The sequence below is a fragment of the Nitrosomonas sp. genome, from assembly GCF_019752095.1.
Classification (GTDB): Bacteria; Pseudomonadota; Gammaproteobacteria; order Burkholderiales; family Nitrosomonadaceae; genus Nitrosomonas.
This window is the reverse complement of sequence record NZ_JAIEMO010000006.1, coordinates 20,436-38,327: the sequence shown is the minus strand read 5'-3', so window position 1 is coordinate 38,327 and position 17,892 is coordinate 20,436. Positions and strand designations below refer to the sequence as shown.

The window sequence follows — 17,892 nt, the reverse complement described above, 5'->3', positions numbered from 1 at the left end:
GCAACTACATTTAATATAAAATTTATAACTGGGTGGGTATTCATACCCATCCTTCCTGCAACATTACGCTGCCAATCAAGTTGATAGTTGCTTCATTACTCTGTGCAATTTCAACCGCCAACCATTTCCGTTCAACTTCGTTGTTCGCCAAGCGCGATATTTGCAGGCTGAGTTCATCGTCTGTCGCGGAGCGTTCCAATGTCCGAGAGTAGATTGTTTGCACATATTCCGTGTCGGATAAGGCATCCAGACCGGCACGTTGCTGGAACCAATCCAGAATCGTGTGAGGACTGATCTGCGCCTGCAGTGCTTCTCGCCCCAGTTGCCATTCAGCAATAGTGGCATCCCGGTCAAAGAAGCTCTGGAACAGGCGGCCTAAGATTCCTTCGGTTGCATCATGCGCGATTACAACGGTTTCTCCATTGTCAAAGGCAATCATTTCAGCATTTCTGAGGCTGAACATGGCGCCATCGCTCAGTTGTGTCAATTCCAGCCGATCCTCGGCAAATTCCAGATGCACACCCTCACGCGTGCCGGGTAGCTGCAACACATCATGGCCTGCGCCGCCATCCGCATTCACGGCCAGACCCAACGGTAAATAGCCCTGATTATTTTCATCCCCGCCAGTAAAATTTCGGCTCACGTCTAGCTGGATAATATCCGGATGGGTCTCCAGACCATTGAGCAATTCAGTATCAGTTTTATCCTGAAAATCAACTGCCTCAGGCAGGTTATGAAAGGCTGTCAAGATATCATCGGTAGTGGCGTTCTGCCAGTTTTGCACAGCGTTGCTTTCAGCCACGGTTAAATCACGGCCCAGCCAGGTTTTTGCCAGATGGTGCGCAACCGCCTCAAATTCAGAGTGAGCAATCGCCACGGTGTTGCCTGCAGCAAATTGAATCAATTCGATATCAATCAGGATGTCCGTTTCACCGTTACTAGTGTGTATCAGCTTGACTTGGTCATTGTCTATTTCAATCCGGTAATCTGATAATTGTCCTTCCTGGTTTGCGATATCGAAACCCAATCCGCCGTTGAGTTGGTCATTGCCACTTCCGCCGCTTAAACGATCATTGCCGGTTCCGCCAAAAACGATATCATTGTCGGCATCGCCTGAAGTTTGATCGTCGCCACCAAGACTGCCGATGGTATCATCGCCGCCACCGCCAAAAAGAATGTCGTTATCCGCGCCCAACACGATATATTGATCGTGATCGTCACCTACGACGTAGTTTTCACCCGCCCCCCCTGTAACGCTGACCGCTCCGACAATAAATGCAAATACGACATTGGCTAATTGAATAATGCTGCCAGGCGGTAGATTACTGGCATCGATTATCAGCGCTTGGCGGGAACCATCGGTATTTTCCGAGGCGGTAATGATAATGGGTAGCTCGGGAACTTGATTGTTATTAACCGTGGGAGTTACGGTACGAATACCGAGGGTTGTATCGGAACTCAGGGTAGACAAGAAATTTTCAACTTGGTTAATGATTCCTTCATCCGTACTGTCGGTTCCGGTTCCTTGCGCAATGCGCTGAATCAGATCATCTCTGGCAACGGTCAGATTCATTTCCCGAGGCAAGCCTTGGACATTCACGCCAACGCCGACGGGTAAGCTGATCGTCAGCAGGGTATTGCCTGATGTCCCAGTAACCAGCGGAATATCTGCGTAGTTTCTAAGTAATGAAGATGGATCATCTTCTCGTGTAGGTGCGATGGGCAAGAGAGTGGTTATTACGGTGCCATTCGGTTGCGTTGTAATGGTCGTTTCAGCGCCATCGACCGTTGTGGTCGTAGTTGAGTTGCCATTACTGCCACCGCCACCGCCACCGCCGCCGGAAGCAGGAGCCGGGACAGTTACAGTAATGCCATTGCCTGTCAGATCTGCGACATTGACGGCTGCATCGGCTCCTGTTGCCCAGTCTTCCGCAGCGGCCAGATTGTAGGTCGTGGCGTCAGTGGATGCCGTGCCTGTCTTGTTCAAAAGAAGATTAACTGCGGTTTTGTCTGTGGCGCTTAAAGTAAGGGTAAATGCCGTGCCGGAAGTGATCTCGGCATCGGCGGAATCAGTCAGTGTATAGGTGGCGCCACCGTCACCGGTGAAGATGAATTTTGAAACATCGATATCATTCGCTGCGCCACTTGCTTTGAGGAAGCCGGTTCCGGTCACAACCAATGCACCGGTGCTGGTGTCAAAAGTGGCCGATGTGATCGTGGGTGCGGCGACGTTACTGGCGGTAATACCGTTACCGGTGGCATCAACCACATTAACGGCTGCATCGGCGCCTGCTGCCCAATCTTCCGCAGCGGCTAAATTGTATGTAGTGCCACCGGTGGAAGCCGTGCCATCTTTATTAATAATTTGATTGACGGAAGCTTTGTCGGCGCTGCTCAAGGTGACGGTGAATGCAGTGCCGGATGTGATTTCAACGTCAGCGGAATCGGTTAATGCATGAGTAGCGCCTCCTTCACCCGTAAAAGTCAGCTTGGAGGCATCAATGTCGTTGGTTGCGCCGCTTAACTTGAGGAAACCAGCGCCGGTTACCACCAATGCGCCGGTGCTGGCATTGTAGGTGGCCGATGTAATCGTGGGCGTGGCTACATTGCTGACGGTCATGCCATTGCCACTGGTGTCCGATGTGTCGCCCGCTGTGGCATTGGTATTCCAGTCATCAGCAGCAGCCAGATTGTAAGTGGTTCCACCGGTCGAAGCGGTGCCGTTCTTATTGACGATCTGGTTAATGGCGGCTTTGTCGGTAGCGCTGAGCGTAACCGTGAAAGCTGTGCTGGAAGCGATTTCAACATCGGCGGAATCGGTCAGGGTGTAGGTGGCTCCGCTTTCGCCGGTAAACGTAAACAAGGAAGCATCGATATCGGCACCACCGCCATTAGCTTGCAGGTTTGTGCCGGTGACGACTAAAGCACCGGATGATGCATTATAGGTCGCTGAGGTGATTCTTGGATTGGTTGAAACGGTTACTGCATTGGTTGTATCGCTAATATTGGCGGCAGAGTCTGCGCCAGTTAGCCAATTATCCGCGGCTGCCAGATTGTAAGTGGAGCCGCCGGATGATGTGGTGCCGGTTTGATCCAGCAACGCATCAACGTTAGTTTTATCCACGCCGGACAGCGTTACGCTGAAAGAAGTCGCCGAAGTGATTTCAACATCCGATGCGCTGGTGATCGTATAAGTAGCATTGGCAACGCCGCCGGTCAAGGTTAGCGTGGAAATGTCAATATCGTTACTGGTGCCGATCTTGTTGAACAGATGGGTGCCGGTAACGATCAGGATACCGGTGTCGGAATCGTAAGTTGCAGAGGTGATCGTGGGTGTTGGGACATTGCTCACGGTAATGCCATTGCCGGTGAGATCGGCAATATTGACGCTGGTGGCAGTTCCGGCCATCCAGTCTTCGGCCGCAGCGATATTGTAGGTGGTTGCGCCGGAGGAAGCGGTGCCATTTTTGTTTAGCAATCCATGCGCGACGAGCTGGTCGGATGCGTTCAGTGTAACGCTGAACGATGTTGCCGAAGTGATTTCAACATCTGAAGACGTCAATGTGTAGCTTCCACCTTCACCGGTTATCGTCAGCAAAGAAACGTCAACATCGTTGACTGCACCACTGTTGGAAACCAGGTTGGCTCCGGTTACGGTCAGCACGTTGGTGCTACCGTCAAAAGTAGCGGAAGTGATCGCAGGTGCAGCATAGTTGTTGACGGTAATCGCATTCCCGGTCAGATCGGCTACTGTTAACGCAGCATCGGATCCGGCCGCCCAGTCTTCAGCGCCAGCAAGGTTGTAAGTAGTGCTGCTGACCGCTGAGGTGCCGTTTTTGTTCAGCAATGCCTCAACATTGATCAGGTCTGTGCCAGCCAATGTGACTGAGAATGCAGTGCCTGATGTGATTTCCACATCGGTGGCGGTGGTCAGTGTATAAGTCGCGCCACCTTCTCCGGTAATTGTCAGCTTGGAAATATCGATGTCGTTGCTGGCGCCGCTTTTAGAGAGGAAGCCGGTTCCGGTAACGGTTAATACGTTGCTGCTGTAATCGTAAGCTGCCGACGTCATGGTTGGTACGGCAATATTCGAAATCGTAATGCCATTGCCGGTGAGATCAGCAATAACTACAGCCGAATCGGCTCCTGTCAACCAGTCTTCAGCAGCGGCCAGATTATAGGTCGTGCCGCCAGTCGATGCAGTACCGTTTTTGTTGACTATCTGATTGACGGTTGCTTTGTCGGTGCTGCTTAAGGTGATGGTGAATGTGGTGCCGGAGGTAATCTCGACATCGGCGGAATCAGTTAACGTGTAGGTCGAGCCGCCTTCTCCCGTGAAGGTGAATTTGGAGACATCAATGTCGTTAGTTGCGCCGCTTGCTTTGAGGAAGCCGGTTCCGGTTACCACCAATGCGCCGGTGTTGGCGTCAAAAGTGGCCGATGTGATCGTCGGTGTGGCCACGTTGCTGACGGTAATGCCGTTGCCGGTTGCATCAACAACATTGACGGCGGCATCGGCGCCTGCTGCCCAATCTTCCGCAGCGGCTAAATTGTAAGTCGTGCCGCCGGTCGAAGCGGTGCCGTTTTTGTTGACCATCTGATTGACGGCAGCCTTATCGGTACTGCTCAACGTGATGGTGAATGCTGTGCCGGAGGTAATCTCGACATTGGTGGAATCAGTCAGCGTGTAGGTCGCGCCGCCTTCTCCCGTGAAGGTGAATTTGGAAGCGTCGATATCGTTAGTTGCGCCGTTTGCTTTGAGGAAGCTGGTTCCGGTTACCACCAATGCGCCGGTGCTGGCATCAAAAGTAGCCGATGTGATGGTCGGTGCAGCCACGTTGCTGACGGTAATGCCGTTGCCGGTTGCATCCGCGATATCAGTATTGCCGATTACCGTGTTCCAGTCATCGGCAGCAGCTAAGTTATACGTTGTGGCACCAGTGGAACTGGTGCCATTTTTGTTGAAAATCTGATTGATGGCGGCTTTGTCGGTGGCGCTGAGTGTCACCGTGAAAGCTGTGACGGAAGTGATCTCGACATTGCTGCTATCCGTCAAAGTATAAGTTGTGCCGCCTTCGCCGGTGAAAGTGAGCTTATTGGCGGTAATGTCGTTCGTGGCACCGCTGGCTTTAACGAAATTTGCTCCGGTGACGGTCAGCGTTCCCGTGCTGGCATCGTAAGTGGCGGATGTGATGGTTGGCGTCTGTACATTGCTGACCGTGACCGCGTTACCCGTGGTATCCGCGTTGCCGGTTTGCGCAGGATTCCAGTCAGCAGCGGCGGCGAGGTTAAACGTTGTGGCATCGACGGCGGAGGTGCCGTTCTTGTTCAGCAATCCTTCTACATTGATCTGATCGGCGGCATTCAGCGCAACGGTAAATTGAGTGGCCGAATCGATTTCAACGTTCGATGAAGTTAGTGTATAAGTCGATCCTCCTTGTCCGGTCAGCGTCAGTTTTGAAACATTGATATCGTTGAGTGCGCCGCCTGTAGCAGCCAGGTTGGTGGCGGTCACAACCAATGAGTTGGTGCTGGCGTTGTAAGTGGCCGAGGTGATCGTGGGGCCTGGGATCGGTTGAAAAATAAAATTTTCAAATAATACGCCATCTTGTCCTGGGGTTCCTGAATCAAAGAATCCTGGGGTTGTTTGGCGGATGCGGATTTCATCGACATTGTCAAAAGCAGAGGACATGGCAATAGTCTGGTTGATTGTGCCACCTGTGATCGTCAGCGATTGAGTCGCTACTTGTGTGCCGTCTCGAAAGCCGATTGCTTCCATGGAAGTGAAAACAGCAAATCCTTCCGTCATTTTTAACGAAACCAGATCAAATTCGCCACCACCGGCTGTGGCAAAAGTAAACCAGGTTCCTGTTGTGCCACCACTGCTTCCATCGTTCAATCCGATGCCTACCGAAACACCTGATCCAAATTGCGTAAGCGCATCATATAAACCGGCAGGTGCGGCTAAGTTTGCCAATGAGCCAAAGGCTGTTGCGAGCCCGGAATTGGTGCCTTTGATGGTCAAGTTGCCATAATCGGTGGTTGCCTTGGTGTAGCTGGTCAGCGGCTCACCGTTCAGTTCATTCTCAACAAATGAAATGGTTTCTGTCGCTAAAACACCGTCATAGGCTTCCAATGCGTTGTGTGTGAAAATCTGCGGCTGGTGAATTTCTCCGCAATGGAAGGCCAGATCCCAATTCCCTCCCAATCTTTTAGCGCCCGTAAGATCAATCGAAGCGGCGATGTTGACCTGAATCGCTGTATTTAATTGCTGGATAAATTGTTGACCCGTAAAACCTTTGGCGACCTGGCACCCGTATAGAAAAATTTCTGCTGTTTGCGTCAGAGCATTGCGCCAGGATTGTAAGGTCGATTGATAGGTAATCAGTGATTCCGGGCAAAGCACGGTGTTGCCAAGAAAAACCTTAGCTTGCTCACCATGCGAAAGAATATGAACGTTGTCCACATCGGAATATTGACTCAGTGTTTCGGTTATCTGCAGAATACCGTCCTGATTGGCATTCAGCAGTACAACTTCAGTTCCGGATTTAACGCCATCGACCAGCAGTTGATAATCAGCCACGCCACTATCTACAAATAAAATAGATTTTGCCATTTGCTTAGTCTGTGTAGTCATGTTCTATTTCCTCTGTAGTCTGGTGTTATCAAGAAATTTCCGCTTAATCTTCCTGTAGATGCTGTGCAACTTTCTGGTCGAGTTCGGCTAGCCATGTTTGCGGCATTACGGCCAGTATTTGTTCCAAGATCACTTTTGCTGCTGTGATCTCTTCACTATTCTCGGAGCGTTGTATCGTTGCTGACAACCACAAATAGGCCTTTGCCAGATGTTCTGCGGACAGTTGATTTGTTTTTGGATCGGGTTCGGCATGATAAAAATGTTTCCCTGCCTGAAAATAAGCCGGAACATATTTGAGCGCGGCGGCTTGTTCAAACATTTGCCTGATTTCTTTGGGCGTATGCTTGGCCGATAAATCGGTCTGTAGGATGAGACCCAAATAATAGAAAGCTTCGGGCGCTTGTTTTTGCGCTGCGGTTGCAAACCAGTGTTGAGCTTTTTGTATATCCTGAATTGCTAAGTCGCCTTGCAGATAAAACTTTCCCATCCATATCTGCGCGGGGATGGAATTTTGCTGTGCAGCCGGGCGGCAAAGTTCCAGCGCTTTAACAGGATCTTTGGGAAAACCTCTGCCGGTCATCAACAGATTGGCGAGATGGCAGTAAGAATGAATGTGTCCTGCCTGGGCTGCTTTTTGGAACCAGTTGGCTGCTGCTACGGGGTCTTCCGTATGATGCGTGCCTTGCTCAAAACACACGCCGGTTAAATGCTGGGCTGTCGGGATGCCGTTCTGCCCCGCTTTTTCGAACCACTGGCAAGCAACGACTGGGTCGGTTTCGCGTCCCCAGCCATTGTGATAGAAAAGACCCAGCGAAAATTGTGCCAGGCCATTGTTGTCATGCACGGCGGCATCAGAATACCCGCTAAAAGCTTTTTCATAATTGCCGGATGCTAGTGCATCTTGGGCATTCTTCATGGCCAGGCTGTTGCTTGTTTGTTCTTTTGCGCCGCTCACTTTATCCGCCAGAACGTCAGACAGAAAAGTAGCGGCGCACAGAAACATCCATAAAGCTATTTTCATTTTTTGCTGGTGGGCTTGCGATCCAGTATCAAAGCGCCAAACTAAACCAAGTTATGGCCGCGAAGGATAAACGCCATTCCAGGCAATAATGCAATTCACAACAGTATATGGTTGCATGATCGAGAATGGTTGAGAACCCCCGGTCATGCCAATATCGACGTTGGTGCTGGTCGTGGTGACGATATTAAGTCCATTCAGCGTGGTCTCGATCGAAGCGGAGCTCATACTCACATTCGGTGCAGCAGCAGAATAAGCAGCGCCCAATCCTTTGGCATTGGCCAGGGAATTTCCAGCTGCGGTTTTTATGTCAGCGTCACTATTCACGGCTTTCAATGTCGATGTTGCAGTACTGCCAGGTGCCACGGCTGATGTGGAAGTCGAGGTGGCTGTGGCGAGATGACTATGGGTGGGCATATTATTTACAGTCAGTGCCATGCTTTCCGCGCCGCTGACCTGTCCCATATCGAACATCGAACCGCCAGGGTGCTGTCCTTTATGGACAGGAACTCTTCCCCGCATGTCAGGCAGGGCAAAAGTCGTCGTTCCATTACCGCCATAAGTTGCACCAAGCAGCGAGAAAAGCGCTTGATACTGACTGATAGGGAGCGTTTGCCCATCACATTGATACCATCCTTGCGGCGCAAAATTAAATGCTACATAACTTATCTCTCCGATAAATGGCTCCATTCCGGCGTTGGCGGTGTTAGGTGCTGTGCTCATGAGCATCATGGCTGCGATCAAAGAAAAAAGACATGGTGTTTTCTTGCTCGGTTTCATCAATTTTCCCCTTTATTAAGATTTAACTTTTGACTTCGTCTGTAACAATCTGATATTAACGATGAATTACTCTTTGTACAATAGCATAACAGCACGATAGCCTTTTCATAACGTTGTAATAGGCGGCTTTATGCCCTTTGCTTTGCGGTAAATATCTAGCTTATATCTGCTGTGCCTAATGATAAGATGACAATGTGATGAAATTAAGTGATCTGAAAAACTGGACGAACTACTGGGAGCAGCTCCGCACAGCTTTGCTGGAGCCCAGAGTCGACGAAAATTTGCTGGAAGCATCTTTGCGCGAAGCGCGCGCCAAGATGCCGGTGCCAGTGCTATGGCTATTGGGTAAAACACAGGCAGGAAAAACCTCGATTATTCGCGCGTTGACCGGTAGCGCAGCGGCCGAGATCGGCAATGGTTTTCAGCCGTGCACCCGCAATTCCCGTTTTTATGATTTTCCGGCCGATATACCGATCGTCAGGTTTCTGGATACGCGTGGCTTGGGCGAAGTTTCCTATGATCCGGCTGACGATATTCAATACTGCGAATCTCAGGCGCATTTGCTGGTGGCTGTGATGAAAGTGGCTGACATCAATCAGACCGCTGTGCTTGACGTGTTGCATTCCATCCGCCAGCGTCACCCCGAATGGCCCGTGCTGATCGTGCAAACGGGTTTGCATGAACTGTATCCGAGCGAATACGACCATCTGCACCCCTGGCCTTATGATGAGGATCCCTTGCCGGAAACGGTTCCGGTTGATTTGCGCCGTGCTTTACAGGCACAACGCAGTGCTTTGAAGCTATTGCCGGGTTTTGCTGCCATGCGCTGGGTCGCGGTGGATTTAACCTTGCCGGAAGATGGGTTTGAGCCGCCTGATTATGGGCTGCAGGCATTGTGGCAGGCGATTGAATCGCTAACCTCATTGGGTCTGCAACATCAATTAAGTGGCGATAAGCAAGTGCACGATTTGTATGCGCGTGCCGCGCATCAGCATATCGTCGGTTACTCACTAACCGCAGCAGGATTAGGCGCTTTGCCGGTGGTTGACCTGGTTGCCGTATCAGCGGTGCAGGCTAAATTGTTGCATAGTCTTGCAGTGTTATATGGGCAGTACTGGGATAAGAGCACCATCACAGAATTTCTGGGGCTGGTAGGTGCGGGTATCGCGTCCAGTTTTCTGACGCGCCTGCTGAGCCGTGCTGTGGTCAAGGTAATTCCCTTCTGGGGGCAGACTGTGGGTGCGGTATGGGGTGCCAGTTCCAGCGGGGCGACTACTTACGCATTAGGAAAAGCGGCTATCTATTTTTTTGCCAGGCGCAAAGATGGCTTGAATGTTGATCCTAAAACCTTACGCCGGATCTATGCGGAGGAACTGGAGCAGGGCGCTTCAATACTGAAAGATCGGTTGCGGAGTCAGTCGAAATGAAGAAACCGCTTCCAGCTGTTGATCCGCTACGATTATTGGTAGCCATTCTGCTGCTATTGCCGGTGCTGGCATTGATGGGTTTTGGCATTTTTTGGCTATGGCAAAGCGGGAACTTGCTGTATTGGCTGATTGCGATGGTGGTGTGCGGTATTTTAGGCTATGGCTTGCAACAATTGCTGGTGCGGCAGGAACGTCAATTATTAATGAATACGACTACTGACCCTAATCCGGATTGGCCACCCAGCGCAGATGCGGTATGGCAGCAGGTTGAAGCGTTGGCCGCTAGCTGCAATCCGGAGGACTGGCCGCTGGAAGATGGCCGCTGGATATCGGAGCTGGGACAGAAATCGATGGAAGCAGTGGCGCATTGTTACCATCCAGAGGTTGAGAAGCCACTGTATGAACTGACCGTGCCGCATACTTTACTGATTATCGAACGGGCAAGTCGTGAGCTGCGCAGAGATATCGCAGAAAAAATACCCTTTAGCAATCGTCTGACGGTAGGTGATTTATTCCGGATTCAACGTTGGAAGACGAAGGCAGAGAAAGCATTCAACGTTTACCGCGCGGGCAGCATCCTCATTAATCCGGTGAATGCCTTATTGAGCGAAGCCTGGCGGCATTTGCGCGAGCGCAGTTTTGATCAGGCCAGAAATGAATTGCATCGCTGGTTTTTGCGGGCTTATGTGTGCAAAGTGGGTTATTACGCCATTGACCTATACAGTGGCCGCTTGCCGCTTGGCGATGACGATCACACCGAATCAGCAACACCGGAATCCAGGGCAGATCTGGAGCAGACGGGTCAAGCTACAGCATCCGCGGTCGAGCCATTGCGGATTCTTGTTCTTGGCCGATCCAATTCGGGTAAATCCAGTTTGATCAACGCCTTGTTCGGGGAGCTCAAAACTGCTACAGATATTCTGACGGGCACCACCCAGGCGCTTGAACCATTCGTATTATCACGCGAGGGATTCACCCAGGCACTGGTTTTCGATAGCCCAGGTTGCGACAGTCCGTTTTTTGATAGCAAGCAAATGCTGATAGCCGCTGGCAGCGCAGATTTGATCTTATGGGTCAGCCCGGCCAATCGTCCGGATCGGCAGGTTGAACGGCAATTTTTGGATGCCTTGCGCAGCTATCAAGCTGCACGAATGGATCGGCGCTCTGCGCCGTTGCTGGTTGCTGTTAGTTTTGTGGATCGGTTACGTCCGGCGAACGAATGGCAGCCGCCCTATGATTTGACCCATACAACGAATATCAAGTCAGCTAATATAACCGCCGCAGTGCGGGCCGTTGCTGCCGATCTGGCGGTGCCGGCCGAGCAGGTTATTCCTGTCTGCTTGCTGGAGAATAAAATTTATAATGTAGATGATACGTTGTGGGCAGCTATTCTGAATCATCAGGATGAGGCGCTGAGAATCCGGTTGATGCGTTGCTTGGATGCCAAGAAAAGAGCGGAGGACTGGGTCATGCTACGGCGTCAGATGGCCGGAGCAGGGCGTTTTTTGCGCGATTTGCCGGAGATGCTGGGCAAACGTGGGGATAAGTAGCCGGTTTTATAAGAAACTAGGTATATTAGCTAGGCGCCAGGGATAATTCGGTGCAGTTGCTTAGTGTTGCTTGAATGAGAGTAAAATCAATATCTGGATTAGATATTTTTTCTTGTAAAGTTACTTAAAAATAGTTAATCGAGTTATATGATATTTCGTTCCAGATTATGAGACATTTCTTGTCGTACATATTACTTTAGATTTCAATCCATTGATATTGCAGACCATGAACGAAAATCAATACAAAGAGAAATTTTCTGAGCAAGATCGCAAAGAGAAAATAACGGAAGAAGCCGACACGCGTGCTGGCCGAGCACTCGAGTACGCGCTTGATATTCGAAAATTTGAAATCGAAATGTATTGGAAACGAGCAACCTACTTCTGGGCACTTATTGCAGCCGCGTTTGCTGCCTACGCGTTGACCTACAAGACCGTTTCCGATCACGAGCCGTGGCTATCGCTTGTATTTTCGGCGCTTGGTCTTGTCCTCTCATTCGCCTGGTATCTTGTCAATCGTGGCAGTAAGTTCTGGCAGAACAATTGGGAGCGACACGTCGACATGCTTGAGAACATGACGCTTGGGCCTCTATACAAAGTTGTGGCCATCAACCCTGGAAACAATCCGTTGACTGATGCAGCCCAATTTTCGGTTACCAAAATTAACCAGATGCTTAGCCTATTTGTTACGCTATTTTGGATAGTGTTATTGTTCAAGTCTGTTGGCCCTGTAGAGTGGGATCGGGAGGTGGATTGGTACAAGCTAGCAACGATTGTTCTTACTCTTCTTGCTCTCCGCGCACTCTGGAAGAAAGGCCGTTCAAATATCGAGCACACAACAGCAAAGCTGCATGAACGCACGTTTAAAATCGAAACCTAATATGGCAGTCGACCTCGTTCCATTCGATCGTTGGACGCTGCGCGGCTTTATCGCGCAGCGCGCCCCTGGTCTTGAACGTTAGGGGTTCATCTTGGCTGTTCTTGAGACACTCATAACGACCTATGGATTGGTAATTGTTGTTGGAATATCAGCAGTAGTTGTCGGAATAGTCTGGCTTATCAGCCACTTTGCTACTAAGCCTGGGGGAAAGGTTTCAGTTTTATGGGGCTTGACAACGTACGACAGACGAGAATCCAACGATACAAAGCCAACCTCGAAGTCGGAAGTTTCAGAGCCAAAAATGATAAGCATTGTGAGATCTGTTTTTTCGGAGGGGGTCGTCGACTCATCGAAACATGTATTGATTGCACGGATTGACGATTCATTATTGATAGATACAGAAACCCAACGAGCCTGCAACGATATAGCCGTTTATCGAAAGGGCAATCCGCTAAACCAATTGGCGATTGTTTCCCTAACAATTGATTTGCAAGGAGTCACCGTCATGCCTATGGTCAGCTTGCACCTGAAGAGAAAGCGTCCAGGAGAAATACTCAGCGCACTTCCTCAGATTTTAGGCGAGGTTGAATTTCATAACACCGGTACAGTTACGCCACTTGGAATTCAAATCATGCTTCGAAACATGCGCCCTGGGGAACGTTTTCGACTACAGATGCTTACTGATGGTCTTCGCGCTACCGACTTTCATTTGGTACAAGAACCACGTTTATCTGCCGTCGAATTAAGGGTTGAGAAAAGTGAAGACTGGCAACCCTAATTTAGCCGTATAAGAACAAATCTAACGTTTTATGACACGTTGATTAATCACGATCTGATTGCTTTATTCAAAAAATTATTAACTTAACCGGATTTTCTCAAGATGTTAGTATCTGTTACGCAGGGCGCGAGTCGCTCTGTTTTGTTGGGTTGTTGGGTGATGATTTCGCTTGCCGGGTTGTTTTTCCCGCAACATGCGGAGGCACAGTACTGGTGGAATGCGAGCCGCGAACCGGTTGGCATAGCGCCGGATCCCGCCACGAATCCTGAGGCGATTATTCAGGTTTATGGCGCGCGCGCATTTGGCTGGCGCGGCTATTTTGGGATTCATACCTGGATTGCGGTGAAGCCTACGGGGGCTCAGTCGTACACGATTTATGAAGTGATCGGGTGGTTGCGGCGTAGCCAGAGGTCGGTAGTGGCGGTTTATGAAAATGCGCCTGACCGGCGCTGGTACGGAAATGTACCCGAGATCCTGGCTGAAAAAAGAGGCGATGGCGTGGATGCGTTGATCGAGAAAATTGATCTGGCGGCTAACCGTTACCCCTACACGAAAGATTACACTATGTGGCCGGGGCCGAATTCCAATACCTTTACCGCTTGGGTTTCGCGCGCGGTGCCAGAGTTGCAACTGGATTTGCCGCCCACGGCGATTGGCAAGGATTATCTGGGTTACCGATTTATATCGCATGCTCCGAGTGGCAGTGGTTTGCAGATTTCATTTTTTGGCTTGTTGGGCGTGTTGATTAGCGCGGTGGAAGGGATTGAATTCAATTTTCTGGGTTTGTCTTTTGGTGTTAACTGGAATCCGCTCGCCATTAAATTGCCACTGCTAGGACGCATGGAATTGAATCCATGGTCACGGCCGGCAACCGAGAATTGATCGGAGTCTTGCCGTTTTTTGCTAGAGATATTTAATTGATAATTATTCTTATTCATACTATAGTATTCGCCATTAATTAATTCGATTGCCGAAACTTTTTCCCCGGAATTTCTCTCATGGTCAGCCCAAATCTAAGCCGTTTTCTTATTTTTATTCCTTTGCTTTTTTCGTTATTTATTATTCATCCAGCGCATGCTAATGAAGTGGTTGTTTATTCTGCGCGAATTGAGCAACTCATTAAGCCGATGTTTGATGCTTTTACCCAGGAAACAGGGATTAAAGTTAAATACACTACCGACAACGAAGGCGCGCTGCTTGCCCGGCTGGAGGCGGAGGGAAAAAATACACCGGCAGATGTGTTGATAACTGCGGACGTCGGTAATCTCTGGGCAGCTGCACAGAAAGGATTGTTAAAACCGGTTAAGTCCGAGGTGCTTGAGGGTAATATCCCGGCGCATTTGCGCGATCCGGATAATGCGTGGTTTGGGCTGTCGATACGCGCCAGGACTTTGGTTTATAACACCAAAAAAGTAAAGCCCGAGGAACTTTCAACCTATGAAAATCTGGCCGATCCCAAGTGGAAAAAACGGCTCTGTTTACGCACTTCGAAGAAAGTGTATAACCAGTCGCTTGTGGCAATGATGATTGCTGAACATGGCGCAGCTGAGACGGAAAAGATTGTTAAGGGTTGGGTGGCTAATCTGGCAACCGATCCGCTATCCGATGATACCCGGGCTTTAGAGTTCGTGGCTGCCGGCAGATGCGATGTGACTTTAGTCAATACCTATTATTTTGGCCGTTTAATGAAACAGGATCCCAATTTACCGCTGGCGATTTTCTGGCCCAATCAGGATAGCAGCGGTGTGCATGTCAATATTTCAGGTGCGGGAATTACGCGCTATGCCCGCAACGAACAGGCTGCCATTAAATTATTGGAATTCTTGTCGTCCGCTAAAGCACAAAACCTTTTCGCTGATGTGAATATGGAATATCCGGTTAATCCTAAAATTGCGGCTGATCCATTTGTCGCAGCGTGGGGTGATTTTAAGCAAAATCCAATGAATCTGGTTAAAGCCGGAGAATTGCAGACGACTGCCGTAAAGCTGATGGATCGCGCAGGGTACCGGTAAAGCAGTGTGAGTAAGGCGGCACATGCGGTGGTAGAAAATCAGTTTCCTAAAAGCGCAAGATTGTTTCTGTTCTGTCTTCTTTCAAACGTTTGATGATCAGTTGGCGCTGGGTACCTTTTGTCGCCGCTGCATTGGTACTGGCGCCCGTTGGTGTGATTTTTTCCTCCGTGTTGGCACCGGCAGGTGAGATTTGGCAGCATCTGGTTGAAACCACACTGATTTCCTTGCTGCTCAATACGTTCTGGTTAGTATTGGGGGTAATCGTTGGAACGGCACTATTGGGCATCAGCCTGGCCTGGTTTACCGCTGTTTATGAATTTCCCGGACGGCGATTTTTTTCCTGGGCGTTGTTATTGCCGATGGCGATCCCTGCCTATGTAACAGCCTTTGTTGCATTGGGTTTGTTTGATTTTACCGGCCCGATACAAACTACATTGCGTGCTTGGTTGGATTCTGATCTGTCCTGGTTTCCGGATATACGTGGCAGGTTGGGCGTTATTATCGTCATGACCCTGGCTTTCTATCCTTATGTCTATTTGCTGGCGCGGAATGCTTTCTTGAGCCAAGGCAAGCGTTCGTTGGAGGTTGCGCAATCACTTGGCTTCAGCCGCAAGCAGGGTTTCTTCAAAGTGGTGTTGCCGATGGCGCGTCCCTGGATAGCTGGAGGTATCATGCTGGTGTCAATGGAAACATTGGCGGATTTTGGAACGGTCGCGGTGTTTAATTACAATACATTTACCACAGCTATCTACAAAGCGTGGTTTAGCATGTTTTCATTGCATGCCGCTTCTCAGCTTGCTTCTTTATTGATTATTATAGTCTTTATTGTGATTGTGCTGGAACAACAGTTCAGATCGCGTATGCGTTATGCGGAAGCGAAAAGAAGTGCGAGAGTGCAACGTATTCAGTTGGCAGGTTGGCATAATTGGGTGGTTACCGGTTTTGTGGTCAGTGTATTATTTTTTGCATTTTTTCTGCCTGTTGCACAACTGTGTTATTGGGCCATGCAATCGTTTGCACAGGATTACGATGTGGGTCGTTACCTGGAATTTCTCTGGCATTCCCTGACCTTATCCGGTCTGGCGGCTTTATTGATCTGTCTGGTTGTAATTGCTATGGTTTATGCGCTGCGGCGTTATCCTGATTCTGCTACGCGTTATGCAGTGCGCACCGCAACCATTGGGTATGCATTACCTGGCACAGTGTTGGCAATTGGCGTGTACGTGCCGTTGGTCTGGCTGGATGGGCAGCTCAGTGAATTGGCTTTACGCTGGTTTCAAATAGAAACAGGTCAGTTGATTCAGGGTACATTAGCCATTATGCTGATTGCTTATTTGATACGATTTATGGCCGTGAGTCATTATCCCATTGACAGCGCAATGCAACGGGTTACGCACAGCGTTGATGAGGCGGCGATGAGTTTGGGCGTACACGGCTGGGCAATGATCAGAACAGTACATATTCCAATATTGAAACCGGGTATTTTTACCGCTGCCACCCTGGTGTTTGTCGACGTGATGAAGGAGATGCCGATTACGCTGATGACCCGCCCATTTGGCTGGGATACGCTGGCGGTCCGAATCTATGAGATGACTTCAGAAGGTCAGTGGGAGCAGGCGGCTCTGCCGGCGGTTACGTTGATACTGGCTGGATTAATACCGATATATTTATTTATGCGTCAAACTGAAATCTAAGTAATGAGCGCTATATTGTTGCAATTGAACAATATCCGGCAGGCTTATGGTGAGCAGGCCGTGATTCATGATTTAACCTTGTCCTTGCAGAAAGGGCAAATCGGTTGTTTGCTCGGCCCGAGTGGTTGCGGTAAAACTACGGCGTTACGCTGTATTGCAGGATTTGAGTCAGTGTTGGCCGGGGAAATTATCCTCAACGGTATTTGTGTTAGTAGTGCGGATGTTTTTGTGCCACCGGAACAAAGGCGCATTGGCATGGTTTTTCAAGATTACGCGTTATTTCCACATCTGGATGTAACTGCCAACATCGGTTTTGGCTTGCATCGCTTAACCAAGGTGGAGCGTGCGCGGCGTGTCGATGAGTTGCTGCATGTGGTGCATTTGACCGAAGCCTCTAAAAAGTATCCGCATGAATTATCAGGTGGACAGCAGCAGCGCGTGGCGCTGGCGCGCGCATTGGCACCGAAGCCAGAGTTGTTGTTGTTGGACGAGCCTTTCTCCAATCTGGATATCAGCTTGCGTGAACGCTTAAGCATCGAAGTGCGCGAGATTATTAAGAGCCAGGGGATTACCGCTATACTGGTTACCCATGATCAAGCTGAAGCATTTGCGATAGCTGACGAAATTGGCGTCATGCATCGCGGTGAGATGCAGCAGTTAGATACTGCCTTCAATTTGTATCATCAACCGGCGAATCGGTTTGTTGCCAACTTCATCGGGCAAGGCGTATTTCTTCCAGGGAAGGTGATTAATGTGCAACAGATTGAAATCGAATTGGGGATTTTAGAGAGTGAGATTCCTCATCAACATGAGAATGGTTGTATCGTAGATGTATTGTTACGGCCGGATGATATCGTTCACGATGACCACAGTTCACTGCAGGCAACAATAGTGTGCAAGGCATTTCGTGGTGCAGAGATTTTATACACGCTGCGACTTGCTGGCGGAGCGCGAGTATTAGCATTAGTACCCAGTCATCATAATCACGCTATTGGCGAGAAAATAGGTATCAAGCCTGAAGTTGATCATATTGTGGCATTTCAACAATTGGAATCATGAGACTTGATTTTTGAGTCAATTTTGTATGAAAATTTGACCGGATTGTTTTTTTAACCACTT

11 protein-coding genes are annotated in these 17,892 nt (G+C 49.5%); 8 read left to right on the top strand and 3 right to left on the bottom strand.

Annotated features, from left to right (window positions below):
- Positions 1-40: 40 nt before the first annotated feature.
- From K2Q13_RS02650 to K2Q13_RS02640, 3 genes are read right to left on the bottom strand one after another with little or no spacing between them, the layout of a single operon-like run.
- Entirely contained in the window at positions 41-6,637 is a 6,597-nt protein-coding gene (locus K2Q13_RS02650; RefSeq protein ID WP_292919111.1) for a DUF4347 domain-containing protein, read from the bottom strand.
- A 43-nt stretch (positions 6,638-6,680) separates the two neighbouring features.
- The gene (locus K2Q13_RS02645) at positions 6,681-7,658 is read right to left on the bottom strand and encodes a tetratricopeptide repeat protein (RefSeq protein WP_292919110.1); all 978 of its coding nucleotides are present in this window, start codon (positions 7,656-7,658) and stop codon (positions 6,681-6,683) included.
- Between the two features lie 51 nt (positions 7,659-7,709).
- Positions 7,710-8,435, bottom strand: coding sequence for a tail fiber protein (locus K2Q13_RS02640; RefSeq protein WP_292919109.1), 726 nt, complete (start codon positions 8,433-8,435; stop codon positions 7,710-7,712).
- Between the two features lie 197 nt (positions 8,436-8,632).
- Between K2Q13_RS02640 and K2Q13_RS02635 the strand changes: the two genes are divergently transcribed.
- The 8 genes from K2Q13_RS02635 (at position 8,633) to K2Q13_RS02600 (ending at position 17,832) form a co-directional block, all read left to right on the top strand.
- Entirely contained in the window at positions 8,633-9,862 is a 1,230-nt protein-coding gene (locus tag K2Q13_RS02635) for a DUF697 domain-containing protein (RefSeq protein ID WP_292919108.1), read from the top strand.
- The gene (locus tag K2Q13_RS02630; protein WP_292919107.1) at positions 9,859-11,412 is read left to right on the top strand and encodes a GTPase; all 1,554 of its coding nucleotides are present in this window, start codon (positions 9,859-9,861) and stop codon (positions 11,410-11,412) included. The genes K2Q13_RS02635 and K2Q13_RS02630 overlap by 4 nt, the downstream gene beginning before the upstream one ends.
- 226 nt (positions 11,413-11,638) lie before the next feature.
- Positions 11,639-12,289: a hypothetical protein gene (locus K2Q13_RS02625; protein ID WP_292919106.1), complete on the top strand. Its 651-nt coding sequence runs from the start codon at positions 11,639-11,641 to the stop codon at positions 12,287-12,289.
- Between the two features lie 91 nt (positions 12,290-12,380).
- Positions 12,381-13,067 (top strand): hypothetical protein, encoded by a 687-nt coding sequence (locus K2Q13_RS02620; protein ID WP_292919105.1) that lies wholly within the window; start codon positions 12,381-12,383, stop codon positions 13,065-13,067.
- 102 nt (positions 13,068-13,169) lie between these two features.
- On the top strand, positions 13,170-13,949 hold the full coding sequence (locus tag K2Q13_RS02615) for a DUF3750 domain-containing protein (RefSeq protein ID WP_292919104.1): 780 nt from the start codon (positions 13,170-13,172) through the stop codon (positions 13,947-13,949).
- 116 nt (positions 13,950-14,065) lie between these two features.
- Complete coding sequence (locus K2Q13_RS02610; protein ID WP_292919103.1) at positions 14,066-15,079, top strand: Fe(3+) ABC transporter substrate-binding protein; 1,014 nt, start codon at positions 14,066-14,068, stop codon at positions 15,077-15,079.
- Between the two features lie 92 nt (positions 15,080-15,171).
- On the top strand, positions 15,172-16,773 hold the full coding sequence (locus K2Q13_RS02605; RefSeq protein WP_292919102.1) for an iron ABC transporter permease: 1,602 nt from the start codon (positions 15,172-15,174) through the stop codon (positions 16,771-16,773).
- A gap of 3 nt (positions 16,774-16,776) precedes the next feature.
- A complete protein-coding gene (locus K2Q13_RS02600; RefSeq protein ID WP_292919101.1) occupies positions 16,777-17,832 on the top strand; it encodes an ABC transporter ATP-binding protein in 1,056 nt (351 codons plus the stop codon).
- Positions 17,833-17,892: the final 60 nt, after the last annotated feature.

What these genes read in the sequence shown, in the direction of transcription:
- K2Q13_RS02605 (WP_292919102.1), top strand. Translation starts at nt 15,172, where the DNA reads ATGATCAGTTGGCGCTGGGTACCTTTTGTCGCCGCTGCATTGGTACTG.
- K2Q13_RS02615 (WP_292919104.1), top strand. Translation starts at nt 13,170, where the DNA reads ATGTTAGTATCTGTTACGCAGGGCGCGAGTCGCTCTGTTTTGTTGGGT.
- K2Q13_RS02640 (WP_292919109.1), bottom strand. Translation starts at nt 8,435, where the DNA reads ATGAAACCGAGCAAGAAAACACCATGTCTTTTTTCTTTGATCGCAGCC.
- K2Q13_RS02650 (WP_292919111.1), bottom strand. Translation starts at nt 6,637, where the DNA reads ATGACTACACAGACTAAGCAAATGGCAAAATCTATTTTATTTGTAGAT.
- K2Q13_RS02610 (WP_292919103.1), top strand. Translation starts at nt 14,066, where the DNA reads ATGGTCAGCCCAAATCTAAGCCGTTTTCTTATTTTTATTCCTTTGCTT.
- K2Q13_RS02645 (WP_292919110.1), bottom strand. Translation starts at nt 7,658, where the DNA reads ATGAAAATAGCTTTATGGATGTTTCTGTGCGCCGCTACTTTTCTGTCT.
- K2Q13_RS02630 (WP_292919107.1), top strand. Translation starts at nt 9,859, where the DNA reads ATGAAGAAACCGCTTCCAGCTGTTGATCCGCTACGATTATTGGTAGCC.
- K2Q13_RS02625 (WP_292919106.1), top strand. Translation starts at nt 11,639, where the DNA reads ATGAACGAAAATCAATACAAAGAGAAATTTTCTGAGCAAGATCGCAAA.
- K2Q13_RS02600 (WP_292919101.1), top strand. Translation starts at nt 16,777, where the DNA reads ATGAGCGCTATATTGTTGCAATTGAACAATATCCGGCAGGCTTATGGT.
- K2Q13_RS02635 (WP_292919108.1), top strand. Translation starts at nt 8,633, where the DNA reads ATGAAATTAAGTGATCTGAAAAACTGGACGAACTACTGGGAGCAGCTC.